General features: G+C 61.4%; 22 protein-coding genes. 7 read left to right on the forward strand and 15 right to left on the reverse strand.

Translation table 11 applies throughout. The features are described from left to right. Position 1 precedes the first annotated feature (1 nt). The 4 genes from KVQ82_RS25630 to pmbA form a co-directional block, all read right to left on the reverse strand. Positions 2–442 (reverse strand): hypothetical protein, encoded by a 441-nt coding sequence (locus KVQ82_RS25630; RefSeq protein ID WP_222016537.1) that lies wholly within the window; start codon positions 440–442, stop codon positions 2–4. A gap of 27 nt (positions 443–469) precedes the next feature. Beyond that, entirely contained in the window at positions 470–1846 is a 1377-nt protein-coding gene (locus KVQ82_RS25635; RefSeq protein WP_182403856.1) for an aspartate ammonia-lyase, read from the reverse strand. Continuing rightward, the gene (locus tag KVQ82_RS25640; protein ID WP_222016539.1) at positions 1827–2234 is read right to left on the reverse strand and encodes a FagA protein; all 408 of its coding nucleotides are present in this window, start codon (positions 2232–2234) and stop codon (positions 1827–1829) included. The genes KVQ82_RS25635 and KVQ82_RS25640 overlap by 20 nt, the downstream gene beginning before the upstream one ends. 248 nt (positions 2235–2482) lie before the next feature. After that, entirely contained in the window at positions 2483–3835 is a 1353-nt protein-coding gene (gene pmbA, locus KVQ82_RS25645; RefSeq protein WP_177325603.1) for a metalloprotease PmbA, read from the reverse strand. 102 nt (positions 3836–3937) lie between these two features. Between pmbA and yjgA the strand changes: the two genes are divergently transcribed. Then, on the forward strand, positions 3938–4462 hold the full coding sequence (yjgA, locus tag KVQ82_RS25650; protein ID WP_007961589.1) for a ribosome biogenesis factor YjgA: 525 nt from the start codon (positions 3938–3940) through the stop codon (positions 4460–4462). A 94-nt stretch (positions 4463–4556) separates the two neighbouring features. Here yjgA and tldD read toward each other — a convergent pair whose 3' ends face one another. The 8 genes from tldD to mreB form a co-directional block, all read right to left on the reverse strand. Beyond that, a complete protein-coding gene (gene tldD / locus KVQ82_RS25655; protein ID WP_007961588.1) occupies positions 4557–5999 on the reverse strand; it encodes a metalloprotease TldD in 1443 nt (480 codons plus the stop codon). A 4-nt stretch (positions 6000–6003) separates the two neighbouring features. Next, entirely contained in the window at positions 6004–6864 is an 861-nt protein-coding gene (locus KVQ82_RS25660) for a carbon-nitrogen hydrolase family protein (protein WP_222016541.1), read from the reverse strand. Positions 6865–7001: 137 nt separating this feature from the next. After that, positions 7002–10805, reverse strand: coding sequence for a YhdP family protein (locus KVQ82_RS25665; protein ID WP_222016544.1), 3804 nt, complete (start codon positions 10803–10805; stop codon positions 7002–7004). Between the two features lie 75 nt (positions 10806–10880). Next, a complete protein-coding gene (gene rng / locus KVQ82_RS25670) occupies positions 10881–12338 on the reverse strand; it encodes a ribonuclease G (protein WP_007961585.1) in 1458 nt (485 codons plus the stop codon). 58 nt (positions 12339–12396) lie between these two features. Further along, positions 12397–12993, reverse strand: a complete 597-nt coding sequence (locus KVQ82_RS25675) for a nucleoside triphosphate pyrophosphatase (RefSeq protein ID WP_222016548.1) — start codon at positions 12991–12993, stop codon at positions 12397–12399. Between the two features lie 44 nt (positions 12994–13037). Beyond that, entirely contained in the window at positions 13038–13529 is a 492-nt protein-coding gene (gene mreD, locus KVQ82_RS25680; protein WP_003221660.1) for a rod shape-determining protein MreD, read from the reverse strand. Further along, entirely contained in the window at positions 13529–14620 is a 1092-nt protein-coding gene (gene mreC, locus KVQ82_RS25685) for a rod shape-determining protein MreC (RefSeq protein ID WP_260688128.1), read from the reverse strand. Before mreC ends, mreD begins: the two co-directional genes overlap by 1 nt. A 177-nt stretch (positions 14621–14797) precedes the next feature. Then, positions 14798–15835, reverse strand: coding sequence for a rod shape-determining protein MreB (gene mreB, locus KVQ82_RS25690; protein ID WP_002555108.1), 1038 nt, complete (start codon positions 15833–15835; stop codon positions 14798–14800). 211 nt (positions 15836–16046) lie between these two features. Here mreB and gatC point away from each other — a divergent pair, with 211 nt between their 5' ends. From gatC to KVQ82_RS25720, 6 genes are all read left to right on the forward strand, one after another. Beyond that, positions 16047–16334, forward strand: a complete 288-nt coding sequence (gatC, locus tag KVQ82_RS25695; protein WP_003221657.1) for an Asp-tRNA(Asn)/Glu-tRNA(Gln) amidotransferase subunit GatC — start codon at positions 16047–16049, stop codon at positions 16332–16334. A gap of 16 nt (positions 16335–16350) precedes the next feature. Beyond that, positions 16351–17802 carry an Asp-tRNA(Asn)/Glu-tRNA(Gln) amidotransferase subunit GatA gene (gene gatA / locus KVQ82_RS25700; RefSeq protein WP_222016551.1) on the forward strand — a complete coding sequence of 484 codons (1452 nt, stop codon included), beginning with the start codon at positions 16351–16353 and terminating at the stop codon, positions 17800–17802. Positions 17803–17812: 10 nt separating this feature from the next. Further along, positions 17813–19258, forward strand: a complete 1446-nt coding sequence (gatB, locus tag KVQ82_RS25705) for an Asp-tRNA(Asn)/Glu-tRNA(Gln) amidotransferase subunit GatB (RefSeq protein WP_222016554.1) — start codon at positions 17813–17815, stop codon at positions 19256–19258. A 191-nt stretch (positions 19259–19449) separates the two neighbouring features. After that, the gene (locus KVQ82_RS25710) at positions 19450–19824 is read left to right on the forward strand and encodes a septal ring lytic transglycosylase RlpA family protein (RefSeq protein WP_041072815.1); all 375 of its coding nucleotides are present in this window, start codon (positions 19450–19452) and stop codon (positions 19822–19824) included. Positions 19825–19870: 46 nt separating this feature from the next. Then, positions 19871–20932 carry a calcium/sodium antiporter gene (locus KVQ82_RS25715; protein ID WP_222019443.1) on the forward strand — a complete coding sequence of 354 codons (1062 nt, stop codon included), beginning with the start codon at positions 19871–19873 and terminating at the stop codon, positions 20930–20932. Beyond that, the gene (locus KVQ82_RS25720) at positions 20929–21306 is read left to right on the forward strand and encodes a carboxymuconolactone decarboxylase family protein (protein WP_007966091.1); all 378 of its coding nucleotides are present in this window, start codon (positions 20929–20931) and stop codon (positions 21304–21306) included. The genes KVQ82_RS25715 and KVQ82_RS25720 overlap by 4 nt, the downstream gene beginning before the upstream one ends. Positions 21307–21391: 85 nt before the next feature. On the opposite strand, the gene KVQ82_RS25725 is transcribed toward KVQ82_RS25720, so the two are convergent. The 3 genes from KVQ82_RS25725 to KVQ82_RS25735 form a co-directional block, all read right to left on the reverse strand. Next, on the reverse strand, positions 21392–22333 hold the full coding sequence (locus tag KVQ82_RS25725) for an AEC family transporter (RefSeq protein WP_134785438.1): 942 nt from the start codon (positions 22331–22333) through the stop codon (positions 21392–21394). A gap of 233 nt (positions 22334–22566) precedes the next feature. Then, positions 22567–24120, reverse strand: coding sequence for a galactarate dehydratase (garD, locus tag KVQ82_RS25730; RefSeq protein WP_222016557.1), 1554 nt, complete (start codon positions 24118–24120; stop codon positions 22567–22569). A gap of 11 nt (positions 24121–24131) precedes the next feature. Further along, positions 24132–25496 (reverse strand): MFS transporter, encoded by a 1365-nt coding sequence (locus tag KVQ82_RS25735; protein WP_041072807.1) that lies wholly within the window; start codon positions 25494–25496, stop codon positions 24132–24134. Between the last annotated feature and the right edge of the window lie 58 nt (positions 25497–25554).

Genomic DNA, 25554 nt, shown 5'->3' on the forward strand with positions numbered 1-25554 from the left:
TTCAGTGGACTCCATGGTGATGTGAGGCTGACGCGCGGCGTGCATTGCCGGTGTCCGGGTGCAGCAGGCGCTGGGTGCGCGGGTATTCGCCGTGTTCGCTGATGAAATTCAGCAGTTCGACGTAGGTCTTGCTGCTCTGACGCAACGCTGCCTCACGCAGGGCCGGGCGCAGGCGCTCGTCCTGCATGGTTTGCAACAGCCGTTGATGAATCGCGCAGAGGTACTCGGCGCTCTCCTCCGGCTGGTTCAGGCGCAGGTGCAGGTCCGCCAGGTTGTGGTGGGAGATAACGCAGGCCGCCACCGCTTCGTCGGCATCCGTCCAGCGTTCGAACAGCACCTGAGCCAGCGCCAGGGCTTGCAGATAAGCCTCGCGGGCATCAATCAGCTCGCCGAGCATGAAGCAGCGATTGGCCCGTTCGATCGTGCGTTTCCAGTGCTCCATGGTGAGCCTCCAAAGCGGTTGCGGGGTTTATACGCCGCCGGCGGTGAGTTTCTCGGGGTTGAGTAACTCTTCCAGTTGGCTGCGCGACAGATCGGTGTGCTCCAGCGCGACGTCAATCACCGGGCGCCCCTGTTTGTAGGCCTGCTTGGCGATTTCCGCGGCTTTCTGGTAACCGATGATCGGGTTGAGCGCGGTGACCAGAATCGGGTTGCGCGACAGCGCTTCCTTGAGCCGCGACTCGTTGACCTTGAAGCTGGCGATGGCTTTGTCGCCGAGCAGACGGCTGGCGTTGGCCAGCAGTTCGATGCTGCTCAACAGGTTCTGGGCGATGATCGGCAGCATCACGTTCAGCTCGAAGTTGCCCGACTGGCCGGCGATAGTGATCACCGAGTCGTTACCGATCACCTGCGCGGCGACCATCGCGGTGGCTTCCGGGATCACCGGATTGACCTTGCCCGGCATGATCGACGACCCCGGCTGCAAAGCTTCCAGCTCGATTTCACCGAGACCGGCGAGCGGGCCGGAGTTCATCCAGCGCAGGTCGTTGGCGATTTTCATCAGCGACACGGCAATGGCCTTGAGCTGGCCGGAGACGGCGACGGCGGTGTCCTGCGAGCCGATCAGGGCGAACAGATCCTTGCCTGGAGTGAATTGCACATGGGTCAGCTGGCTTAATTGGCGGCTGAAACGCGCGGCGAATTCCGGGTGCGCATTGATCCCGGTGCCGACGGCCGTGCCACCCTGCGCCAACGATTGCAGGCTCGGCAGAAGATCCTGCAGGTGGGCGATGTTGGCCTTGAGTTGCTGCGCCCAACCGTTGAGCACCTGACTCATGCGCACCGGCATCGCATCCATCAAATGGGTGCGACCGGTTTTGACGTGGTGATGCACTTGCACGGCTTTGTTTTCGATGACCTGCACCAGGTGCAGCAACGCCGGCAGGAGTTGTTCGTGCAACGCCAGGGCGGCGCTGACGTGAATGGTGGTCGGGATGATGTCGTTGCTGCTCTGGCCGCAGTTGACGTGATCGTTCGGGTTGACCGGCTCGCCAAGCAGGCGACTGGCGAGGGTCGCGATCACTTCGTTGGCGTTCATGTTGGAGCTGGTGCCGGAACCGGTCTGGAAGATATCCACCGGGAAATGCTGCATGAAATCGCCTTCGAGCAGGCCTTGCGCGGCGTCGCTGATGGCCTTGCCTTGCGAGGCGCTGAGCTGGTTGAGTTCGACGTTGGCCCGCGCGGCGGCGGCTTTGGCGAGGATCAGCGCACGGATGAATTGCGTTGGCATCGGTTTGCCGCTAATCGGGAAGTTATCCACTGCGCGCTGGGTCTGCGCGCCGTAGAGAGCGTCCACCGGCACCTGCAGTTCGCCCATGCTGTCGCGCTCAATACGAGTCTTGGTCATCTGAAAATCCTTGGACTGATTCAATGAGAGGAATCGAGGGTTGCAACTCGCAGGTCGCCAGTTGCCAGGTGTAGCGCTGCCAACGCTGGAGTCGGCAGTTGCACAGCGACAGGCGCTCCATTTCACGCAGCGGGCGCCAGGCTTGATCGAGACACAAGCTGCGCCAGTGCCATGGCAACGCGATGTCGCAGGCTGTGTCGAACAGCAAACGGAAGGAGGTTTCAGCGATGGTCCACGGGGAAGTCGCCGTGCAGCAGGCCAGATAACGGCCTTCGGCCAGGTACTGTTCGATCAGGCGCGGTTCGTCGGGGTCCATCGCGCAACGGATCTGGCGACTCATCCAGCGCCAGCTTTCGAGGTATGGCTGCTCGTGCAAGGCAGAACTCATGATCCGGGACTCGTGCGGAGATGAGATTCATTATTAGATGATAATGAGAACCAAAACAAGAGCGCTTGGTTACACAAACTCCATTGTGGGAGCGAGCCTGCTCGCGAAGGCGTCGTGTCAGTCGCCGCTGCGGTCGGCTGCTATCGCTTTCGCGAGCAGGCTCGCTCCCACTAGGTTTTGTGTGGAGCCAAGAAAAAAGGCGCGCCACCCGATGAGGTGGCGCGCCTTTCTTGTCTGACCGCTGGGGCTTAGCTGCCCGCCACAGTCATCCGCTCGATCAATACCGAGCCTGTGCGAATGTTGCTACGCAGTTCCAGATCATTACCGACGGCGACGATCTGCTTGAACATGTCGCGCATGTTGCCGGCGATGGTCACTTCCTGCACCGCGAACTGGATTTCGCCATTCTCGACCCAGAACCCCGCCGCTCCGCGCGAATAATCGCCGGTGACCATGTTCAAACCATGACCCATCAATTCGGTAACCAACAAGCCACGACCCATGCGTTTCAACAGTGCCGCCTGATCTTCATCACCATGCGTCACGAACAGGTTATGCACGCCACCCGCGTTGGCGGTGCTTGGCATGCCGAGTTTGCGCCCGGAGTACGTGCCGAGGATGTACGACACCAATTCGCCCTTTTCGACGAACGGTTTGGCGTAGGTGGCCAAGCCATCACCGTCGTAAGACGCACTGCCCATGGCGCGCATCAGATGTGGACGCTCATCGATGGTCAGCCATTCCGGAAACAGCTTCTGCCCCAGCGTGCCTTCGAGGAACGACGATTTGCGATACAGACTGCCGCCGGAGACCGCTGACAGAAAGCTGCCGAACAACCCGCCCGCCAGCTCGGCAGAAAACAGCACCGGCACTTCGCAGGTCGGCACCGGACGCGCGCCCAGACGACTCGCGGCGCGTTGCGCGGCACGCTGGCCGATGCTCACCGGATCCGCCAGCAGGCTGCCCTGACGGTTGACGTCATACCAATAATCGCGCTGCATCTGACCATCGGCTTCGGCGATCATCACGCAGCTCAGGCTGTGCCGGGTCGACGCGTAACCGCCGATGAAACCGTGGCTGTTGCCATACACGCGGCAGCCCTGATGGGTGCTGAGGGTGGTGCCGTCGGCGTTCTTGATTCGCGCATCGGCGTCGAATGCGGCGGCTTCACAGAGCAACGCCTTCTCGATCGCCTGCTCCGGGGTGATGTCCCATTCGTGGAACAGGTCGAAATCCTGCACATCCCTGGCCATCAACGCGGCATCGGCGAGGCCCGAGGCTTCGTCTTCAGAGGTGTGTTTGGCGATCGCCAGTGCGGCAGCAACGGTTTCACGAATCGCATCCGGCCCGGTGGCGGAGGTGCTGGCTGAGCCTTTGCGCTGGCCGACGTACAGGGTGATGCCAAAGCCCTGGTCGCGATTGAACTCGACCGTCTCGACCTCACGCTGACGCACCGAGGTCGACAAACCCTGCTCCAGCGACACCGCGACTTCGCAGGCACTGGCGCCCTGACGCTTGGCTTCGGCGATGATCTGCTCGACCTGTTCCTGCAGTGCCGGCAATGCTTGCGGACCGACGCTTTGAACTGCACTCATGCTCATCTCCACTCAAATTCTGCTTTCGGCTGGGGTCATCGAGCGACCGGGCCGGACAAGCGGCCCCCGACTGGTTATCATGGCGGCGTTTCTTTGCGGACTGCCACCATGGTTGATTCTTACGACGACTCCCTCGATACGGGAGAAAAAAGCAAATCTCAGGTCAAACGCGAGCTGCATGCTCTGGTTGACCTTGGCGAGCGCCTTACAACACTCAAGCCCGACTTGCAGGCAAAACTGCCATTGACCGACGCTCTGCGCCGGGCCCTGGCCGATGCGCCGAAGCACACCGCGAACATCGCGCGTAAACGGCACCTGCAGTTCATCGGCAAACTGATGCGCGATCAGGACACTGACGCGATTCTGGTCCTGCTCGATCAACTCGATGCCTCCACCCGTCAGTACAACGAGCGTTTCCACAACCTCGAACGCTGGCGTGACCGGCTGATCGCCGGTGACGATGCCGTGCTGGAGAAATTCGTCGTCGAATACCCGGACGCCGATCGCCAGCAACTGCGTTCGCTGATCCGTCAGGCTCAGCACGAGGTTGCACACAACAAACCTCCTGCTTCCAGCCGCAAGATCTTCAAGTACATCCGTGAGCTGGACGATACGCAACGCGGTCTGCGTTGATATCTCGCTCCTGTAGGAGCTGCCGAAGGCTGCGATCTTTTGATCTTGTAAAAACAAAGATCGCAGCCTCCGGCAGCTCCTACAGATGGTTCTTTTATGCGCCCGTGCCACCCACGGTAATCGCATCGATCTTCAGCGTCGGCTGACCGACACCCACCGGTACCGACTGCCCGTCCTTGCCGCACGTGCCCACACCGCTGTCCAGTGCCAGATCGTTACCGACCATCGACACCCGGCTCATCGCCTCGGGGCCGTTGCCGATCAACGTCGCGCCCTTGACCGGTGCGGTGATCTTGCCGTCCTCGATCAGGTACGCCTCGCTGGTGGAGAACACGAACTTGCCGCTGGTAATGTCGACCTGACCGCCGCCGAGGTTGGCGCAGTAGATACCTTTCTTTACCGATGCGATGATTTCCGCCGGATCGCTCTCGCCACCGAGCATGTAGGTGTTGGTCATGCGCGGCATCGGCAGATGCGCGTATGACTCACGACGACCGTTGCCGGTACGGGCTACACCCATCAGGCGCGCGTTGAGCTTGTCCTGCATGTAACCCTTGAGCACACCGTTCTCGATCAGCGTGGTGCACTCGGTCGGAGTGCCTTCGTCATCGACGCTCAGCGAACCGCGACGGCCGCTCAAGGTGCCATCATCGACGATGGTGCACAGTTTGGAGGCAACCATTTCGCCCATTCGCCCGCTGTAGGCCGAACTGCCCTTGCGGTTGAAATCCCCCTCCAGACCGTGGCCGACCGCTTCGTGCAGGAGCACGCCGGACCAGCCCGAACCGAGGACGACAGGCAAAGTGCCGGCCGGTGCCGGAATCGCTTCCAGATTCACCAGCGCCTGACGCAGCGCCTCACGGGCATAGCCCATGGCGCGGTCTTCGGCGAGGAAATAGCGGTAATCGGTACGTCCGCCACCGCCATGCCCGCCGCGCTCGCGACGGCCATTCTGCTCGACGATCACGCTGACGTTGAAACGTACCAGTGGACGCACATCAGCGGCCAGGCCACCGTCGGTGGACGCCACCAGAATCCGTTCCCAGACCCCGGCCATGCTCACGCTGACCTGCTGAATCCGTGGATCGAGGGCGCGGGTGGCGACGTCGATGCGCTTGAGCAGCTCGACTTTCTCGGCGCGGCTCAGCACTTCCAGCGGATTGTCCGGCGCATACAACTGCGCGACATCCTGAGTGCTGAATGCCTGCACCGTGCCGTTCTGCCCGGCGCGGGAGATCGAGCGGGCGGCACGGGCCGCAGCGCCCAGGGCTTCGAGGGTGATCGCGTTGCTGTAGGCAAAACCGGTTTTCTCGCCGGACTGCGCACGCACGCCAACACCCTGGTCGAGGTTGAAGCTGCCTTCCTTGACGATACCGTCTTCCAGCGACCACGACTCAGAGATCTGGCCCTGGAAATACAGATCGGCAGCATCGATGCCCGGGCCGGCCAGATCGCCGAGCACGCCTTGCAGGCTCTCGATGGTCACGCCGCCGGGCGCCAACAGGTGATCACTGACTGAGGACAACAACTCGCTCATAGGTTTACGCCTTAAATTCATGTTCTGAAGCAGGCCGCTGGGCGCCCTGCGAGAAAAACCGCCGATGACGGGTCACCGGCATTCGCGCCCTGATAGACGCTTGTTCGTCACTGTCGCGTGCGGCCAACAATACCGCCTCGCCTTGATCCTGATGCGCCAGCACCCGGCCCCACGGGTCGACAATCGCCGCATGACCGAAGGTTTCACGCGGTCCCGGGTGAGTCCCGCCCTGCGCTGCCGCCAATACATAACACTGCGTCTCGATGGCCCGGGCGCGAATCAGCACCTCCCAGTGCGCCGCACCGGTCACAGCGGTGAAGGCCGACGGGGCGGTGATCAACTCGGCACCGGCGGCGCGCAATTCGCTGTACAGCTCCGGAAAGCGCAGGTCGTAACACACGGTCAGGCCGACTCGGCCAACCGGTGTGTCCGCCACCACCACGCCACTGCCATAAGCATAGTCATCGGATTCGCGATACCGCCCGCGATTGTCCGCCACATCGACATCGAACAGGTGCAACTTGTCATACCGTGCAACGGTTTCACCCTGATCATTGACCAGCAGCGAGCAGGCGTGAGACTTGGCGTCCGGTTGCCCGAGCGGCGGCAACGGCAAGGTGCCGGCGACTATCCATAACTTGAGGTCGCGAGCAGTCTGTTTCAACCATGGCAGGATCGGGCCTTCACCGAGCGCTTCGGCACGGCCAATGTCGGCGATGTCGCGACGACCCATGGCGGCGAAGTTTTCCGGCAGCACTGCCAGCTTCGCGCCACCGATTGCCGCCTGCTCGAGCAGGCGTCGGGCCTGCGCCAGATTAGCCAGCACATCGCTCTGGCTGACCATTTGAATCACCGCTAAAGACATGGCCGCTTCCTGACAGGGAGTCCACTTATCACTGCAGGAGCTGCCGCAGGCTGCGATTTTTTGATTGTGCTTTTGAAAACCAGATCAAAAGATCGCAGCCTGCGGCAGCTCCTACACGGGGAAAAGCCTCATGCTACTCAAAAAGGCTTGTCGAAGGTGATTTTCGGCTCTTTCCACGGGCCCTTGACGCTGTATTTGACGCTGGCGAAGCGTGCCACGCGGTCACCGATCAGCTTGTCGATAAGGAACAATGCCCCGCCGACCGCTGGCGCGCCGACAATCAGCGCGGCGATCGGCAGATTGTTGGTCACCGGCAAGGTCACCAGCAATTTTGCATCGACCTGATCGCCAACCAGATCCAGCGTACCGTCCAGCTCAAGATTGCTTGAAGGACCGGTCAGCCGAATCGGCTCGCGGGTGACATACACGCCGCTATTGGCCACCAACAAGCCCTTGACCCGGTCGTAGCTCAAGCCTTTGCCGAACAAGTCGGAGAAGTCCAGACGCAGACGGCGCCCAATGGAGTTGAAGTTGAGCAGACCGAACACCCGCAACGCCTGCGCGCCGCCCTCCACTTCAACGAACTGACCTTTATTCAGCGAGGCATCCAGCGTGCCGGAGAAACGCTTGGTCGCCAGCCACGCCGGCGATCCCGGCCAGCGGCCATCGACGTCCATGTGGAATTCTTCACTGGTTACGCTCGGCGCGAAGCCCCAGCCCTTAAGCACATCGGCAAGGTTCTTGCCGCTGATCCGGCCCTTGAACCAGCTGTTGGTCGAACCCGGGGTACCTTCCCAGCCGCCATTGCCTTGCAACAGGATGCCCTTGAGGCCCATGTCCATATTGTTCAGGGCGATGCCTTTGGCCGTGGGCCGTACCTTGAGCGACCAGCCGCCCACCAGATCCGCGCCGAGAAACAATTGATTGATGGTGATGTCCAGCGCAGGAATCTTCGTCGGGTCGACGGAAACCAGCGGATCAGGCGAGTTCTCGTCGGCCTGCACCGTCGGATCCGGTGCCGGCAGCCGCACGTATTGCAGATTGACCGCGATCGGTGCGCCCTTGGCATCGGGAAGACTGGCCGAGCCTTTGGCCTGCTGGCTGTCGAGCGCCAGATTCCACGCCCACGGTTTGCGATTGACCTGAACTGCCGCCTGATCGAGGGTGGTGCCGAATGCGGTGAGCTTGCCCACCTTGAAGTCGGCACTGTTGAGTAATTGCTTGGCGCTGCCACCCGGGTCGTTACCGGCGTATTTATTGACCAGGTTCTGCCACGGCGCGACGTCCAGCTCCGACAGCACACCGCGTATACGCAGGCCTTTGGCGTCCGGCAGGACTGCGTCGCCAGTACCGAGAAACAGCTCGCCACGACCATCGGCGAAATTGCTCGGCGGTGCGGCGAAGGTGAAGCTGGCCAGTTGATCGTAACTGACCCAAAAACGTCGCTCCGGACCTTGCAAGCTCATGCGGAACACCGTGTCACGCCCTTGCTGGGCCGACATGCCGAACGGCGCCGGCAGATCCACCGCGACGCCTCTCATGCTGGAACTGACCGTCAGTTGACTGTCAGTGCCGTCGAGGTTGACCTGCAACTGATAGGGAAGGGTCCCAGACACCGGCAACGGTTGAGTCACGCCCAGCCAGTCAGTGAGTTTCTTGACCTCGACCTGTCCGGAAGCCGAGACCCGCGTCTTGAGCTTGCCCGGGCTGCCATCCGCGAAAATCTGCGCGGTCACCGGCTTGTCAAAAGCCTTGGCGGCGATGTTCTGCCCACTCAACCCCTTGGCGCTGTCGAAACGGAAATCGCCTTTAAGCTGGCTCAGCTCAAGTTTCGGCTCCGCCAGTTTCAAGCGCGCATTGGCAGTCTTGAAGTCGACGAGGATCTTCGGCAAATCGCCCTTTTCCAGCGGGATATCGAGTTTGACCTTGCCCTGCAGATCTCCCTCGCCTTCCCAGCCGGCAAACGTTTCGCCAGTGCCGATCGGTGCAGTCTGGAGAATTTTCAGGCCATCACCCAACCCACCGGCAAACCCGCCATCGAGGAACAGATGCGTATGCTGCCCCGCCGGGACATGGGGAATGTTGACGAAAACGTCGCTGACCTGAGTGTCGAGCAACTGCCCCTTGTCGGCCACGATGCGCACGCCGCTGTCCTCGATGAACACGTCGCCACTGACCTTGCTCACGTGCGGCCAGCCTGGCTGGAACGCCAGCTCGGCGTCATGCACCTTGAAGAACAGGCTGATGCTGCGATCGACATCCTTGGCATTTTTGCTCAGCGAACCCTGATACTGGAAAAAACCCTGGTCCACCGCGCCTTTGAGGATCGCCGTGCGCAGCCACTCGTCGAGGGCCGGACTCAAGACTTCGGGCAGGTATTTGGCGGTGTAGCGACCGTCGCCATCGACCAGCCCGACGCGCAGATCCATGTAGTCTTCCTGGCTATGGTCAAAGTGCAGGCGGATCAGGAAATCGCCGGCAATCTTGCCCTCCTCGCCCAGCACTTTCAGGTAAGGCGCGATCAGGGTGAAACCTTCTTTATCGAGCTTCCAGGTCAGTCGGGCATTGGCCTGAATGTATTGCCATGGCTTGGCGAAGATCGGGTCGAGGTGCAGGACGAAATCCTTGCTGTCCAGGCGCAGCTCGCCGCCGTCGAGGTTGCCGCTGAGGCTGCCACTGACGTTTCGGGCCGCCGGGGCGCCGTGATAGGCGTCGAACCCGACTTTATCCAGATTGGCCGCGAAGCCGAATTTCGAGCCATCGGTAGCGTTGGGGCGAAAATCCAGCAACACGTTGCGCAACCCGCCGGTCACTTTCAGGTGGTCGACAACCGTGGCGAAGCCTTCAGGCAGCGGCCCCAGTGCATTCAGCAACGGGGTGATCGGCTGCAAATCGAGGCGGTCAGCCTGCAGATGCCACAGCTCGTCGACTGTATCAGTGGCTGCCGTCTGCTTGAGCTGCACGTGGGTTTCCCAGCGGGTTTCGCCAAAACTCATCGCCAGCGAATCAAGCGTAACGGTGGCGCCGTCATCGTCGCGCTGGTAATAGCCATTGAGCGCCAGATTGCTGATCTTGATCGGCTTGCGCTCGTCATAAGCGCCGGTCACCTGCGGTGCGTTCAAACGGACAGCGGCGCTTTGCAGGGCGCCGTCGTTCCAGTTCACCCACAACTCGCCGCCCGCCTTGATCTCGGAAAAATTCCATTGCTGGGTCAAACGCTCGGGCAACCACTTCGACCAGTCGCTTTGCGGCAGGCTGACATAGCCTTCCACCGAGCTGTCCGGCAGTCGGGAGGGGCGAATCCGTGTACGCAGGCTCATCGCCATCGGCTGCCCGTCGGGCAAAGTCAGACGAGCGTCGAGGCGCTGCCGGCTGCTGCCGGTTTTCAGATTGAGGCCGACGTAGGTGAAGGTCATCGGCGCATGGTCCAGCGGCTGCACGGTCACCTGACTGTCGAGCACCGACAATTGCTGAACGATCTGCGAGCGCTTGAACAGTTGTTCGGGATCCAGCGGCTGGTCGTTCTGCACCGGCAGGCCTTCCAGCGACCATGTGCCGTCCTGCGCTTCCTTGACGCTGATTTTCAGACCGTTCAATTCCAGATGGGCGATACGCACTTCGCGCGCCAGCAGGCTGCCCCAGAGATCCGGCACCACACGTACGCGGTCCAGACGCAAGGCATTCGCGCCGTCACCGACCATCACGTCATGGGCCAGCAGGATCGGTGCAAATCCACTCCAGTCACCTTCCAGTTCGCCGATCTGCAACGGCATGCCGAGCGCGGCACTGGCCTTGTCTTCGATGTCGGTGCGGTACTCCGCCACCAGCGGCGTCAATTCCCGACCGAGGCTGACGTACAACGCCAACAACACCAGAAGCAACGCGCACAGGCCCAGTCCCCAGCGGGTGAGTGCGGCCAAAATGCGTGTCAGACGCTCCATGTCAGTTGGCTCCCATGGCGAAAAAACTGCGAAAAGCTGAGGCCAGCCGTTGTGGATTAAATGTGCTGCAGGGGATCAGAGCAGCACCACATCATATTGTTCCTGGGAATACATGGTTTCGACCTGAAAGCGTATGGTTCGACCGATGAAACCTTCAAGCTCGGCGACGTTACCGGATTCTTCATCGAGCAGGCGATCCACCACTTTCTGGTTCGCCAACACCCGGTACCCTTCGGCCTGATAGGCGCGGGCCTCGCGCAGAATTTCGCGGAAGATCTCGTAACAGATGGTTTCCGGAGTCTTCAGCTTGCCGCGCCCCTGACAGCTGCTGCACGGCTCGCACAGCACTTGCTCGAGACTTTCGCGGGTACGTTTGCGGGTCATCTGCACCAGGCCCAACTCGGTAATGCCGATGATGTTGGTCTTGGCGTGATCGCGCTCCAGCTGTTTTTCCAGGGTACGCAGCACCTGGCGCTGGTGCTCTTCATCTTCCATGTCGATGAAGTCGATGATGATGATCCCGCCCAGATTGCGCAGGCGCATCTGCCGGGCAATCGCGGTGGCGGCTTCGAGGTTGGTCTTGAAGATGGTTTCTTCAAGGTTGCGATGACCGACGAAGGCCCCGGTGTTGACGTCGATGGTGGTCATGGCTTCCGCCGGATCGACCACCAGATAACCACCGGACTTGAGCGGCACTTTGCGCTCAAGGGCTTTCTGGATTTCGTCTTCGACGCCATACAGGTCGAAAATCGGTCGCTCGCCCGGGTAGTGTTCCAGACGATCGGCGATTTCCGGCATCAGTTCGGCGACAAACTGCGTGGTTTTCTGGAAGGTTTCCCGGGAGTCGATGCGGATCTTCTCGATCTTCGGGCTGACCAGATCGCGCAGGGTACGCAGCGCCAGACCGAGGTCTTCGTAGATCACGCTCGGTGCGCCGATGGTCTGGATCTGCGCGTTGATCTGGTCCCACAGGCGCCGCAGGTAGCGGATGTCCATGAGGATTTCATCGGCCCCGGCGCCTTCGGCGGCGGTACGCAGGATGAAGCCACCGGCCTCCTTGATTCCTTCCTTGGCCACGCAATCGCTGACCACCTGCTTGAGGCGCTCGCGCTCGGCTTCGTCTTCGATCTTCAGGGAAATGCCGACATGGGCGGTGCGCGGCATGTACACCAGATAGCGCGACGGGATCGACAGCTGGGTGGTCAAACGTGCGCCTTTCGAACCGATCGGATCCTTGGTGACTTGCACCACCAGGCTCTGGCCTTCATGCACCAGCGCGCTGATGCTTTCCACCGCCGGGCCTTCGCGCAGGGAAATTTCCGAGGCGTGAATGAATGCCGCACGGTCCAGACCGATATCGACAAATGCCGCCTGCATGCCCGGCAGCACCCTGACGATCTTGCCTTTATAGATGTTGCCGACGATCCCGCGTTTTTGCGTGCGCTCGACGTGGACTTCTTGCAGCACACCGTTTTCGACCACCGCCACGCGCGATTCCATCGGCGTGATGTTGATCAGAATCTCTTCACTCATGGCAGGGTCTCGTTCAGGCATGTTCACGATAATGGCCGCATCTTGATCCATACGACGCTCATTGCGCGTTCAGGTTTTGCCAACAGGGTATGCCGAAATGGCCCAACAGTTCTGCGGTTTCGCAAACCGGCAGCCCGACCACCGCCGAATAGCTGCCATTGAGCCCGGCGACAAACACCGCGCCGAGGCCCTGAATGCCATAACCGCCAGCCTTGTCCCGAGGTTCGCCACTGGCCCAGTAGGCCGCCGCCTCTTCGCGGCTGATCGGGCGGAAGCGCACCAGACTGCGCACCACGCGCGACTCGCAACGCTGGCCTTCCAGCACAGCGATGGCGGTCAGCACTTCATGCTCTTTGCCGGACAACATCATCAGCATGGCGCATGCGTCGACTTCGTCCACCGGTTTGCCAAGAATTTTACCGTCGAGGACCACGGCAGTGTCCGCCCCCAGTACGCAAAACGCCGCGTCGCAGGCGAGCGCGCGTCGACCGGCCTCGGCCTTGCCACGCGCCAGGCGCTCGACATAGGCCGAAGGCGATTCTTCGGCAAGCGGGGTTTCGTCGATATCCGCGCTGATGGCGGAGAACGGCACGCCGATCTGCGTGAGCAATTCACGCCGGCGCGGCGAACCAGAGGCGAGGTAAAGCGACTTCATCAAGACATCTCCCTTGTCGAGGTGCGGGCACATGCCTGACCGAATCAGTTGATTTTGTAGCGCCGGCGCAATCCACGCAAAGCGAAGCTGACCCAGGGCCAGAGCAACGCGCTGGTCAATGCCGGCAGCACCAGTGCCAGCGTTGGCTGGCGGTTGCCGGTCAGCGCGCTGAGCCACAGTTGAACCAGCTGAGCGAGGCCGAAGATCACCAGGATCACCAGGCATTGCTGCCACATCGGGAACATCCGCAGACGCTGCTGCAACGACAGCACCAGGAAGGTGATCAGCGTCAGGATCAACGCGTTCTGCCCAAGCAGCGTGCCGTACAGCACGTCTTCGGCCAGTCCCAGGCAAAACGCGGTCACCATGCCGACCGTTTGCGGCAGGGCCAGAGCCCAGAACGCCAGAAGCAGCGCCAGCCACAGCGGGCGCAGGATCTCCATGAATTGCGGCATCGGCGACACACTGAGCAGCAGGCCGATGAGAAACGTCAGCCAGACCATCCAACCGTTACGCGAAGCGGTAGCCCCGACCATTATTCTTGTCTCCCGGTGTTGGCCGGCGTGGTGACAGGCGGTTTGGCCGCTGGTCGAACCGCCGGCTGGGACGCTGCAGGCCGGCTATTCGCGGGCGTGGCTGCAGTTGGTTTGGCAGGGGGCTTGCTGGCGACCGGTTTGGCCGGCGTAGCACTGACTGCCGGCGTGGCGGTCGCGGCCGGCGCAGGCACCGCTGCAGGCGGTGTCACGGTTTTCGGCACCGTGGCCGGAATCACCGGTCCACCGCCCTGCGCATCAAGATTTTCCTGAGCCTGCGCCGCATCGTTGGCGCGCTCTTCGGCGGTGCGGTTGTCGCTGAATACCAGCAGCAGATAACGGCTGCGGTTCAACGCAGCGGTCGGCACCGCACGGACAATCGCGAAAGGCTGACCGGAGTCGTGGATGACTTCCTTGACCGTTGCCACCGGATAACCGGCCGGGAAGCGCTGCCCGAGGCCGGAGCTGACCAGCAGATCGCCTTCCTTGATGTCAGCGGTATCGGCGACGTGCCGCAGTTCCAGACGTTCCGGGTTGCCGGTACCGCTGGCAATCGCCCGCAGACCGTTACGGTTCACCTGGACAGGAATGCTGTGCGTGGTGTCGGTCAGCAGCAGCACACGGGAGGTGTACGGCATCAACTCGACCACCTGGCCCATCAGACCGCGCGCATCGAGCACCGGCTGACCGAGCACCACGCCATCGCGCTCACCCTTATTGATGATGATGCGATGGGTGAAGGGATTGGGGTCCATGCCAATCAACTCGGCCACTTCGACCTTTTCGTTGACCAGTGCGGAGGAATTGAGCAACTCGCGCAGCCGCACGTTCTGCTCGGTGAGAGCGGCGAGCTTTTGCATGCGGCCCTGCAACAGCAGGTTCTCGGTCTTGAGTTTTTCGTTTTCGGCGACCAGCTCGGTGCGACTGCCAAACTGACTGGCGACACCGTCCCACAACCGGCCGGGCAGGTCGGTGATCCAGTAGGCGTCCATCAGCACCAGCGACATCTGGCTGCGTGCAGGTTTGAGCAGACTGAAGCGGGCATCGACCACCATCAGCGCGACCGACAGCACGGCCAGCACCAACAGGCGCACGCCCAACGAAGGGCCCTTGGCGAAAAGCGGTTTAATAAGCCGCTCCTCCCAGGCAAATGTTCTGTTTATTCATACGGCATCAAACCGGCCTGGATGAAGACTGACAGAAGATAAACGCCAACAGGCAGCACTGCAAAGTGCTGCCTGTGCGCTCACCCACGTATTGCAACCCAGCGCTTATTCGCTGGAGAGCAGGTCCATGGTGTGCTTGTCCATCATTTCCAATGCACGGCCACCGCCGCGAGCAACGCAGGTCAGCGGGTCTTCGGCAACGATCACCGGCAGACCGGTTTCCTGGGCCAGCAACTTGTCGAGGTCACGCAGCAGCGCGCCACCACCGGTCAGCACCAGACCACGCTCGGCGATGTCGGAAGCCAGTTCCGGCGGCGATTGCTCCAGGGCGCTTTTCACGGCCTGAACGATGGTTGCCAGAGACTCTTGCAGAGCTTCCAGCACTTCGTTGGAGTTCAGGGTGAATGCGCGTGGAACGCCTTCGGCCAGGTTGCGACCGCGAACGTCGACTTCGCGAACTTCGCCGCCCGGGTAGGCCGTACCGATTTCCTGCTTGATGCGCTCGGCAGTCGATTCACCGATCAGGCTGCCGTAGTTACGGCGCACGTAGGTGATGATCGCTTCGTCGAAGCGGTCGCCGCCCACGCGGACGGATTCGGCATAGACCACACCGTTCAGGGAGATCAGCGCGATTTCGGTGGTACCACCGCCGATATCGACGACCATCGAGCCACGGGCTTCTTCAACCGGCAGGCCGGCACCGATCGCAGCGGCCATCGGCTCTTCGATCAGGAACACTTCACGGGCACCGGCACCAAGGGCCGATTCACGGATGGCACGACGCTCAACCTGGGTGGATTTGCATGGAACGCAGATCAGCACACGAGGGCTGGGCTGCAGAAAGCTGTTTTCGTGAACCTTGTTGATAAAGTATTGCAGCATCTTTTCGCAGACGCTGAAGTCGGCAATGACGCCGTCCTTCATCGGACGAATGGCAGCAATGTTGCCCGGCGTACGGCCGAGCATGCGCTTGGCTTCGGTGCCGACAGCGACGACACTTTTCTGGTTACCGTGTGTCCGAATGGCCACAACCGATGGCTCATTCAGGACGATACCGCGCTCGCGCACGTAAATAAGGGTGTTGGCAGTGCCCAGGTCAATGGAGAGATCGCTGGAAAACATGCCACGCAGTTTCTTGAACATGGGAAAGGGACCCTAGGCAACGCGTGGGTAAAAAAGTGCGGCAAACTCTAACAACGACAGGGATTTTGGGCAAGGCGCCAATATGTTAAATTGGCCGCTTTTCTGTGCACCAAGCCCCACAATCGCGGCCTTATGACCGTAGAAGTGCGGTAGTGTTCCGACAATCTAACACACGGACGCCGTCCGTTCTGTTTTCCACTGGAGAATCCCGATGGCGCTAGAACGCTCCGACGTGGAAAAAATCGCGCATCTGGCCTGCCTTGGCCTGAATGATGCCGATCTTCCGCACATTACTTCCGCCCTCAACAGCATTCTCGGGCTGGTCGACGAAATGCAGGCCGTCGATACCGACGGTATCGAGCCTTTGGCCCACCCGCTGGAAGCCAGTCAGCGCCTGCGCGCCGACGTCGTGACCGAGACCAATCACCGCGAGGCTTACCAGTCCATCGCACCAGCGGTCGAAAACGGCCTGTATCTGGTTCCGAAAGTCATCGACTAAAGGGAAAGAGCCTGCAATGCATCAAATGACTCTGGCCGAGATCGCCCGCGGTCTCGCCGATAAAAAGTTTTCCTCCGAAGAGCTGACCAAAGTCCTGCTGGCGCGTATTACCCAGCTCGATCCGCAGCTCAACAGCTTCATCAGCCTCACCGAAGAGCTGGCGCTTGCGCAGGCGAAAGCCGCCGACGCGCGCCGGGCCAACGGTGAGAGCGGCGCCCTGCTCGGTGCGCCGATCGCCCACAAGGACCTGTTCTGCACCCAGGGCATCCGCACCAGTTGCGGCTCGAAGATGCTCGACAACTTCAAGGCCCCGTACGACGCCACCGTGGTTGCGAAACTCGCGGCTGCCGGCGCCGTGACCCTGGGCAAGACCAACATGGACGAATTCGCCATGGGTTCGGCCAACGAGTCGAGTTGGTACGGCGCGGTGAAAAACCCGTGGAACCTGGAACACGTACCGGGCGGTTCGTCCGGTGGTTCGGCCGCCGCGGTTGCCGCGCGTCTGTTACCGGCGGCCACGGCCACCGACACCGGTGGTTCGATCCGTCAACCCGCTGCATTCACCAACCTCACCGGCCTGAAACCGACGTACGGTCGTGTTTCGCGCTGGGGCATGATCGCTTACGCCTCCAGCCTCGATCAGGGCGGCCCATTGGCGCGCACGGCCGAAGACTGCGCGATTTTGTTGCAAGGTATGGCCGGGTTCGATCAGAACGATTCGACCAGCATCGATGAGCCGGTTCCGGAGTACTCCGCGGGTCTCAACACTTCGCTGCAAGGCCTGCGCATCGGCGTGCCGAAGGAATACTTCAGCGCCGGTCTCGACCCGCGCATCGCCGAACTGATCCAGAACAGTATCAAAGAGCTGCAGAAGCTCGGCGCCGTGATCAAGGAAATCAGCCTGCCGAACATGCAACACGCGATTCCTGCGTACTACGTGATCGCCCCGGCCGAAGCCTCTTCGAACCTGTCGCGTTTCGACGGCGTGCGCTTCGGCCATCGCTGCGAGAACCCGGAAAACCTGATCGACCTGTACAAGCGCTCGCGTGGCGAAGGCTTCGGGCCTGAAGTGCAGCGCCGGATCATGGTCGGCGCCTACGCGCTGTCCGCCGGTTACTACGACGCCTACTACCTGAAAGCGCAGAAGATCCGTCGCCTGGTGAAAAACGACTTCATGGCGGCCTTTAATGAAGTCGACATCATCCTCGGCCCGACTACGCCGAACCCGGCCTGGAAGCTCGGCGCAAAGAACAGCGATCCGGTCGCTGCCTATCTGGAAGACGTCTACACCATCACCGCCAACCTCGCGGGCCTGCCGGGCCTGTCGATGCCGGCCGGTTTTGTCGACGGTCTGCCGGTGGGCGTGCAGTTGCTTGCGCCGTATTTCCAGGAAGGCCGTTTGCTCAACGTTGCGCACCAGTATCAGTTGAACACTGACTGGCACACCCGCACCCCAACCGGCTTCTGAGGAGACACACATGCAATGGGAAGTCGTGATCGGGCTGGAGATTCACACTCAGCTCACTACCCGGTCGAAAATCTTTTCCGGTAGTTCCACCCAGTTCGGCTCCGAGCCGAACACCCAGGCCAGCCTGATCGACCTGGGCATGCCCGGCGTATTGCCGGTGCTGAACCAGGAAGCGGTGCGCATGGCGGTGATGTTCGGTCTGGCGATTGACGCCGAGATCGGTCAGCACAACGTGTTCGCCCGCAAAAACTACTTCTACCCGGACCTGCCGAAGGGCTACCAGATCAGCCAGATGGAATTGCCGATCGTCGGCAAGGGCCACCTGGACATCGCCCTGGAAGACGGCACCGTCAAACGCGTCGGCATCACCCGCGCGCACCTGGAAGAAGACGCTGGCAAGAGCCTGCACGAAGAATTCAACGGTGCCACCGGCATCGACCTGAACCGTGCCGGCACGCCGCTGCTGGAAATCGTTTCCGAGCCGGACATGCGCAGCGCCAAGGAAGCCGTGGCTTACGTCAAGGCGATCCACGCGCTGGTGCGTTACCTGGGCATCTGCGACGGCAACATGGCCGAAGGCTCGCTGCGTTGCGACTGCAACGTCTCGGTCCGCCCGAAAGGCCAGGTCGAGTTCGGCACCCGCTGCGAGATCAAGAACGTCAACTCGTTCCGCTTCATCGAGAAGGCGATCAACTCCGAGATCCAGCGGCAGATCGAGCTGATCGAAGACGGCGGCAAAGTGATCCAGCAGACCCGTCTGTACGATCCGAACAAGGACGAGACCCGTCCGATGCGTTCCAAAGAGGAAGCCAACGACTACCGTTACTTCCCCGATCCGGACCTGCTGCCGGTGGTCATCGAAGAGTCGTTCCTCGGCGAGGTGCGCGCCACTCTGCCGGAACTGCCACCGCAAAAGCGCGAGCGCTTCCAGAGCCAGTTCGGTCTGTCGGCCTACGACGCCAACGTGCTGGCCACCAGCCGTGAGCAAGCGGACTACTTCGAAAAAGTCGCGGCCATCGGTGGCGACGCCAAACTGGCGGCGAACTGGGTGATGGTCGAGTTGGGCAGCCTGCTCAACAAGCAAGGCCTGGACATCGAGGACTCGCCGGTCTCCGCCGAGCTATTGGGCGGCATGCTGCAGCGCATCAAGGACAACACCATCTCCGGCAAGATCGCCAAAGTGGTGTTCGAAGCGATGGCCAACGGCGAAGGCTCGGCGGACGAGATCATCGACAAGCGTGGCCTCAAGCAAGTGACCGACAGCGGCGCGATCTCGGCGGTTCTGGACGAAATGCTCGCGGCCAACGCCGAGCAGGTCGAACAATACCGCGCGGCAGACGAAGCGAAACGCGGCAAGATGTTCGGCTTCTTTGTCGGTCAGGCCATGAAGGCTTCGAAAGGCAAGGCCAACCCGCAGCAAGTGAACGAACTGCTGAAAAGCAAGCTCGAAGGCTGACCACAATGGAGCCAGCATTTGTTACTGGCTCTGATCCCCTGTGGCGAGGGAGCTTGCTCCCGCTGGTCTGCGCAGCAGACCCAAGTCGGCAATCGCACTCTTTCGGAAAGAATGCGGTTGCTGGTTTTGCGACCGCTTCGCGGCCGAGCGGGAGCAAGCTCCCTCGCCACAATTATTCTGGGAGCTTTCGAATGAAACGCCTGCTCGGCGCCTGCGCCCTGCTCTCCTTGCTCGCCGGTTGCGCCAGCAACGACATCATCGACCCGCACGGTTACGACCAGACTGGCGTCGCTTCCTATTACGGTGCCAAGCACCACGGTAAACGCACCGCCAGCGGCGAAGCGTTCAACCAGAATTCCCTGACCGCCGCCCATCGCCAACTGCCGTTCGGCACGCGGGTGAAGGTCACCAACCTGAAAAACGACAAATCCTGCGTTGTGCGCATCAACGATCGCGGCCCGCACACCCGTGGCCGCTTGATCGATGTCTCCCGTGAAGCCGCCGAACGCCTCGGCATGCTCGGCAGCGGCACGGCACGCGTGCGCATACAGGCCCTCGACGACTGATGGAGCGCTGACCATTTTTGCTCTGGCCGATTTACCGCTGATCAACGTGATCGAGTTGCTCAGCGGCCTGATCCTGTTGATCCTCGGCGCCGAACTGATGGTGCGCGCCGCGGTGCGTCTGGCCGCCCGCCTGCATGTGCGCCCGCTGATCATCGGCCTGACCATCGTCGCCCTTGGCAGCAGCGCCCCGCAGATGGTGGTCAGCCTGCAAGCGACCCTGACGCACAACCCCGACATCGCCGTCGGCAGCGTGATCGGCAGCAGCATCTTCAACATCCTCGTGACCCTCGGTCTGTCGGCGCTGATTATTCCGCTGCGGGTCTCGCGGCAACTGGTGCGCCTGGATATTCCTCTGATGATCGGCGCCAGCCTGCTGGTGTTTGTCCTCGCCTGGAACGAACAGATCGGTCGCTTCGACGGCGTGCTGCTGCTCGCGGCATTGGCGTTGTACCTCAGTTTGTTGCTGCGCCAGTCGCGGCACTCGGCGCGTCCGCATTCGCAATTGCCGCAAGCCCCGCAGGTGCCGTGGTTCAGCAGTCTGTTGATGATCGTCGTCGGTCTGGCGCTGCTGGTGTTCGCCGGGCATTTGCTGCTCGGCGCAGCGGTGGCGGTGGCGACGGATCTGGGCTTCTCCGAACGAGTAATCGGCCTGACCGTGGTCGCGGTCGGCACCTCGCTGCCGGAGCTCGCGACCTCGCTGATCGCCGCACTGCGCGGGCAGCGCGATATCGCCGTGGGCAACGTGATCGGCGCCAATCTGTTCAACCTGCTCGGGGTGCTCGGCGTTACCGCACTGATCGCACCGACACCGTTGTCGGTCTCGCCCAACGCACTGGATTTCGACCTGCCGGTGATGCTCGGCGTCGCCGCGCTGTGCCTGCCGGTGTTCTATTCCGGCTATCGCGTGACCCGCGCTGAAGGTTTGTTGTTGCTCGGGTTGTACGCGGTTTACGGGCTGCACGTGGTGTCGTTCACCACCGGCATGCCACTGGCCGGCAAACTGGAAAAGCTGATGCTGTTTTACGTGCTGCCAACGCTGCTGGCGTTTCTGTTGTTCACGTCCGTACGCGCCTGGCGCCGCCAACACCACAAGAGGGATGTGCCATGACCGATTCGCAGAAAACCGGGGTTGAAATCCGCCGTCAGGTAATGGGCGATGCGTTCGTTGATCGCGCGCTGGGCAACGCCACCGAGTTCACCCAGCCGCTGCAGGATTTCGTCAATGAACACGCCTGGGGCGGCGTGTGGAATCGCGAAGGTCTGCCGCTGAAAACCCGCAGCCTGATTACCCTTGCAGCGCTGACCGCATTGAAGTGCCCGCAGGAATTGAAGGGCCACGTGCGCGGTGCGCTGAACAATGGCTGCACGGTCGAGGAGATTCGTGAGGCGCTGCTGCATTGCGCGGTGTATGCCGGGGTGCCGGCGGCGATTGATGCGTTTCGCGCGGCGCAGGAAGTGATCGACAGTTATCAGAAAAACTAAAAGATCGCAGCCTTCGGCAGCTCCTACAGGAGAACGCATTCCAATGTAGGAGCTGCCGCAGGCTGCGATCTTTTGATCTTGCCCTTCAGATCCACCCACCCCACTGCAACAGAAAGATCCCGATATTGGTGGTCACCGCCGCCATCAGCGTGGTCAGCACAATGATCGCCGCTGCCAGCTCATGATTGCCCTGCGCTGCCCGGGCCATGACGAAACTCGCCGCCGCCGTCGGGCTGCCGAAGTACAGAAACAGAATCCCCAGTTCCGCTCCGCGAAAGCCCCACAGCCACGCACCGAGCGTCGCCAGCACCGGCAAACCGATCATCTTCACCAGACTCGAACTGAGCGCCATGCTCCCGCTCTTGCGCAGCGCCGCCAGTGATAGCGTGCCGCCAATGCAGATCAGCGCCAGCGGCAAGGTGGTTTGCGCCAGGTACTGGCCGGAGGTTTCCAGCCAGCCTGGCAGGCTGATCTGGAAATACGCGAACGGTGCGGCGGCAATCACGCTGATGATCAGCGGATTGCTGAAAACGCTTTTGCAGATGCTCCACGGATCGGACTTGATCACCGGGCTGTACACCGCAAGCACGATGGTCGACAGCGTGTTATAGAACAGGATCACCAGCGCCGCGAGAATTGCCCCGAGGGAAATCCCGTAGTCGCCGTACATGCTCGCCGCCAGCGCCAGACCAATCACCCCGTTGTTGCCGCGAAACGCGCCCTGGGTGTAGATGCCGCGATCTTCACGCGGGCACTTGATGATCGCCCAGCCCCAGGCCAGGGCAAAACTCACCAGCGTCGCGATCGCAAAATAGATCAGCAGCGCCGGTTGCAGCGCGGCATGCAGGTCCGCATGCAGAATCCCGAGAAACAACAGCGCCGGCATGCTGACGTTGAACACCAGCGCCGAGGCGGTGTGGATGAAGTTGTCGTTGATCCAGTCGATGCGCTTGAGCAACACCCCGAGGAACAGCATGGCGAACACCGGCGCGGTGATATTCAGGGTTTCGAGGAAGATTGCCAGCATGCCGGGGGAGCCTTTGGGTGAGCGTCGTCAGGGCTTAATGATAAGCCACCCGATCCTTTGGCGTCTGTTGGATCGCTTTCGCGAGCAGGCTCGCTCCCACAGAAACACTACACATCCAATGTGGGAGCGGTCACACCTGTGGCGAGGGAGCTTGCTCCCGCTGGGTCGCGAAGCGGCCCCAAAAAATGGGACTGCTACGCAGTCCAGCGGGAGCAAGCTCCCTCGCCACAGGGTCAGGTAATCGGCGCCGGATTGAACAGGGTGATGTCGTTATGCAGCTTGTGCTTCTCCGCCCACGTCTGCTGCTTGCCGCTCGCCACATCCAGGTAATAGTGGAACAACTCCCAGCCCAACTCCTCGATGGACGCACGACCGGTAGCAATCCGCCCGGCATCGATATCGATCAGATCCGGCCAGCGTTGCGCCAGCTCGGTCCGGGTCGAGACCTTGACCACCGGCGCCATGGCCAAGCCATAAGGCGTGCCCCGCCCGGTGGTGAACACATGCAGGTTCATCCCCGCGGCCAACTGCAAGGTGCCGCAGACAAAATCACTGGCCGGGGTCGCGCAGAAGATCAAACCCTTCTGCTTGAACCGCTCGCCCGGGCCGAGCACGCCATTGATCGCGCTGCTGCCGGATTTGACGATCGAGCCCAGCGATTTCTCGACAATGTTCGACAACCCGCCTTTCTTGTTGCCCGGCGTGGTATTGGCGCTGCGATCCGCTTCGCCCTTGGCCAGATAGCGATCGTACCAGTCCATTTCGCGCACCAGCTCCTGCGCCACGGTCTTGGTTTCGGCACGCGAAGTCAGCAGATAAATCGCATCGCGCACTTCGGTGACTTCGGAAAACATCACCGTCGCCCCTGCGCGCAGCAGCAAGTCCGAGGCATAACCCAGCGCCGGGTTGGCGGTGATGCCGGAGAACGCATCGCTGCCGCCGCACTGCATGCCGAGGATCAGCTCGGAGGCCGGCACGGTTTCGCGGCGGCGCTGGTCGAGCTTCTTCAAACGCACTTCGGCCAGCGCCATGATCTGCTCGATCATCTCGGTGAAACCGTGACTGGAATCCTGCAGGCGATACAGCCATGGCTCACTGAGATCGACCGAGGCATCGTCCTCGTGCATCACCTGCCCGGCCTGCAATTTCTCGCAGCCCAGACTGATCACCAGCGCTTCGCCACCCAGGTTCGGGTTGCGCGCCAGGTTGCGCACGGTGCGGATCGGTATATAGGCGTCAGTGGCGGTGATCGCCACGCCGCAGCCGTAACTGTGGGTCAGCGCCACCACGTCATCAACGTGCGGATACTTCGGCAGCAACTCGTCCTTGATGCGTTTCACCGCGTGATCGAGCACGCCGGTGACGCACTGCACCGTGGTGGTGATCCCGAGAATGTTGCGCGTGCCGACGGTGCCGTCGGCGTTGCGATAACCCTCGAACGTGAAGCCTTCCAGCGGCGACTGCGCGGCCGGTACTTCGGTGGACAGCGGCAGGCTGTCCAGCGGCGGCGCGGTCGGCATGCGCAGTTGATCTTCCTTGACCCAGCTGCCCCGCGGGATCGGCTGCAACGCGTAGCCGATGGTCTGGCCGTAGCGAATCACCTGGCCGCCCTCGGGAATGTCCTCGAGGGTGACCTTGTGGCTCTGCGGCACAAAGTCCACGGTCACCAGACCGTCCGGGAACTCGGTACCGGCCGGCACGCCCTGGTCGTTGACCACAATCACTACGTTGTCCCGCTCGTGCAGGCGGATGTAGCGCGGCGAGTCGGAATGTTCAATCAACTGCATGACGCCGCTCCTCAGGAATGCGCTTGAGACAATTTGCCGGTGATTTCAGAACCACCGTTGGTTGGCGGCTCTTTGAGCACCACACGTTTGATCGGGCCGACGATCACCAGGTAGCTGAACACCGCGACCAGTGCGTTGGCACCGACGAACACTAGCGCCCACTTGAACGAACCGGTGGAGCTGATGATGTAGCCGATCACGATCGGCGTGGTAATCGAAGCGAGGTTGCCGAAGGTGTTGAACAACCCGCCGCTCAGGCCAGCGATCTGTTTTGGCGAAGTGTCGGACACCACCGCCCAACCCAGCGCGCCTACGCCTTTGCCGAAGAAGGCCAATGCCATGAAACCAACGACCATCCATTCCACGTCAACATAGTTGCAGGCCACGATACTGCTCGAGACCAGCAAGCCGGCAATGATCGGCGCCTTGCGGGCGAAGGTCAGCGAATGCCCTTTGCGCAGCAGGTAATCGGAAATCACCCCGCCAAGCACGCCACCGATGAAACCGCAGATCGCCGGCAACGAGGCGATGAAACCGGCCTTGAGGATGGTCATGCCGCGCTCCTGCACCAGGTACACCGGGAACCAGGTCAGGAAGAAATAAGTGATGCCGTTGATGCAATACTGGCCCAGATACACGCCGAGCATCATGCGGTTGGTCAGCAACTGACGGATGTAATCCCACTTCGGCCCGTCGGATTTTTTGCCTTGCTTGACGTCCATGTCGACCATGCCGCCGTTGTCGGCGATGAACTGCACTTCGGCTTCGTTGGCCAGCGGATGCTGACGCGGGCTGTGGATAACCTTGAGCCAGACCAGCGAGAAGATGATGCCAAGGATACCCATGACAATGAACACGTGCTCCCAGCCGAAGCGATACACGATCCAGCCCATCAGCGGCGCGAACAGCACAGTGGCGAAATATTGCGCCGAGTTGAAGATCGCCGAGGCCGTACCGCGTTCAGCGGTCGGGAACCAGGCCGCGACAATCCGTGCGTTACCGGGAAAGGATGGCGCCTCCGCCAGACCGACCAGAAAGCGCAGCATGAACAGCGCAACGATCGCCGTGGACATGCCGAATTCACCGACAAAGCCTTGCAGCACGGTGAACAGCGACCAGGTGAAAATGCTCAGGGCGTAGACTTTTTTCGAGCCGAAGCGATCGAGCAGCCAGCCACCGGGAATCTGTCCGGCAACGTAGGCCCACCCGAAAGCGGAGAAGATATAACCGAGGGTGACCGCGTCGATGCCGAGGTCTTTTTGCAGGCTGGAACCGGCGATGGCGATGGTCGCGCGGTCGGCGTAGTTGATCGTAGTCACCAGAAACAGCATGAGCAGGATCAAATAGCGGACGTGAGTCGGCTTGGACGATTGCATGTAGATGTACTCCCACTGATTATTTTTATGCGCGGGTGAATCTGTTGTGCTGCATGTA

It is taken from the genome of Pseudomonas sp. AO-1, assembly GCF_019775695.1.
Classification (GTDB): Bacteria; Pseudomonadota; Gammaproteobacteria; order Pseudomonadales; family Pseudomonadaceae; genus Aquipseudomonas; species Aquipseudomonas parakoreensis.

Excerpts from the sequence above, each read along its gene's own strand:
- KVQ82_RS25630 (WP_222016537.1), bottom strand. The coding sequence starts at position 442 with ATGGAGCACTGGAAACGCACGATCGAACGGGCCAATCGCTGCTTCATG.
- KVQ82_RS25635 (WP_182403856.1), bottom strand. The coding sequence starts at position 1,846 with ATGACCAAGACTCGTATTGAGCGCGACAGCATGGGCGAACTGCAGGTG.
- KVQ82_RS25640 (WP_222016539.1), bottom strand. The coding sequence starts at position 2,234 with ATGAGTTCTGCCTTGCACGAGCAGCCATACCTCGAAAGCTGGCGCTGG.
- pmbA (WP_177325603.1), bottom strand. The coding sequence starts at position 3,835 with ATGAGCATGAGTGCAGTTCAAAGCGTCGGTCCGCAAGCATTGCCGGCA.
- yjgA (WP_007961589.1), top strand. The coding sequence starts at position 3,938 with ATGGTTGATTCTTACGACGACTCCCTCGATACGGGAGAAAAAAGCAAA.
- tldD (WP_007961588.1), bottom strand. The coding sequence starts at position 5,999 with ATGAGCGAGTTGTTGTCCTCAGTCAGTGATCACCTGTTGGCGCCCGGC.
- KVQ82_RS25660 (WP_222016541.1), bottom strand. The coding sequence starts at position 6,864 with ATGTCTTTAGCGGTGATTCAAATGGTCAGCCAGAGCGATGTGCTGGCT.
- KVQ82_RS25665 (WP_222016544.1), bottom strand. The coding sequence starts at position 10,805 with ATGGAGCGTCTGACACGCATTTTGGCCGCACTCACCCGCTGGGGACTG.
- rng (WP_007961585.1), bottom strand. The coding sequence starts at position 12,338 with ATGAGTGAAGAGATTCTGATCAACATCACGCCGATGGAATCGCGCGTG.
- KVQ82_RS25675 (WP_222016548.1), bottom strand. The coding sequence starts at position 12,993 with ATGAAGTCGCTTTACCTCGCCTCTGGTTCGCCGCGCCGGCGTGAATTG.
- mreD (WP_003221660.1), bottom strand. The coding sequence starts at position 13,529 with ATGGTCGGGGCTACCGCTTCGCGTAACGGTTGGATGGTCTGGCTGACG.
- mreB (WP_002555108.1), bottom strand. The coding sequence starts at position 15,835 with ATGTTCAAGAAACTGCGTGGCATGTTTTCCAGCGATCTCTCCATTGAC.
- gatC (WP_003221657.1), top strand. The coding sequence starts at position 16,047 with ATGGCGCTAGAACGCTCCGACGTGGAAAAAATCGCGCATCTGGCCTGC.
- gatA (WP_222016551.1), top strand. The coding sequence starts at position 16,351 with ATGCATCAAATGACTCTGGCCGAGATCGCCCGCGGTCTCGCCGATAAA.
- gatB (WP_222016554.1), top strand. The coding sequence starts at position 17,813 with ATGCAATGGGAAGTCGTGATCGGGCTGGAGATTCACACTCAGCTCACT.
- KVQ82_RS25710 (WP_041072815.1), top strand. The coding sequence starts at position 19,450 with ATGAAACGCCTGCTCGGCGCCTGCGCCCTGCTCTCCTTGCTCGCCGGT.
- KVQ82_RS25720 (WP_007966091.1), top strand. The coding sequence starts at position 20,929 with ATGACCGATTCGCAGAAAACCGGGGTTGAAATCCGCCGTCAGGTAATG.
- KVQ82_RS25725 (WP_134785438.1), bottom strand. The coding sequence starts at position 22,333 with ATGCTGGCAATCTTCCTCGAAACCCTGAATATCACCGCGCCGGTGTTC.
- garD (WP_222016557.1), bottom strand. The coding sequence starts at position 24,120 with ATGCAGTTGATTGAACATTCCGACTCGCCGCGCTACATCCGCCTGCAC.
- KVQ82_RS25735 (WP_041072807.1), bottom strand. The coding sequence starts at position 25,496 with ATGCAATCGTCCAAGCCGACTCACGTCCGCTATTTGATCCTGCTCATG.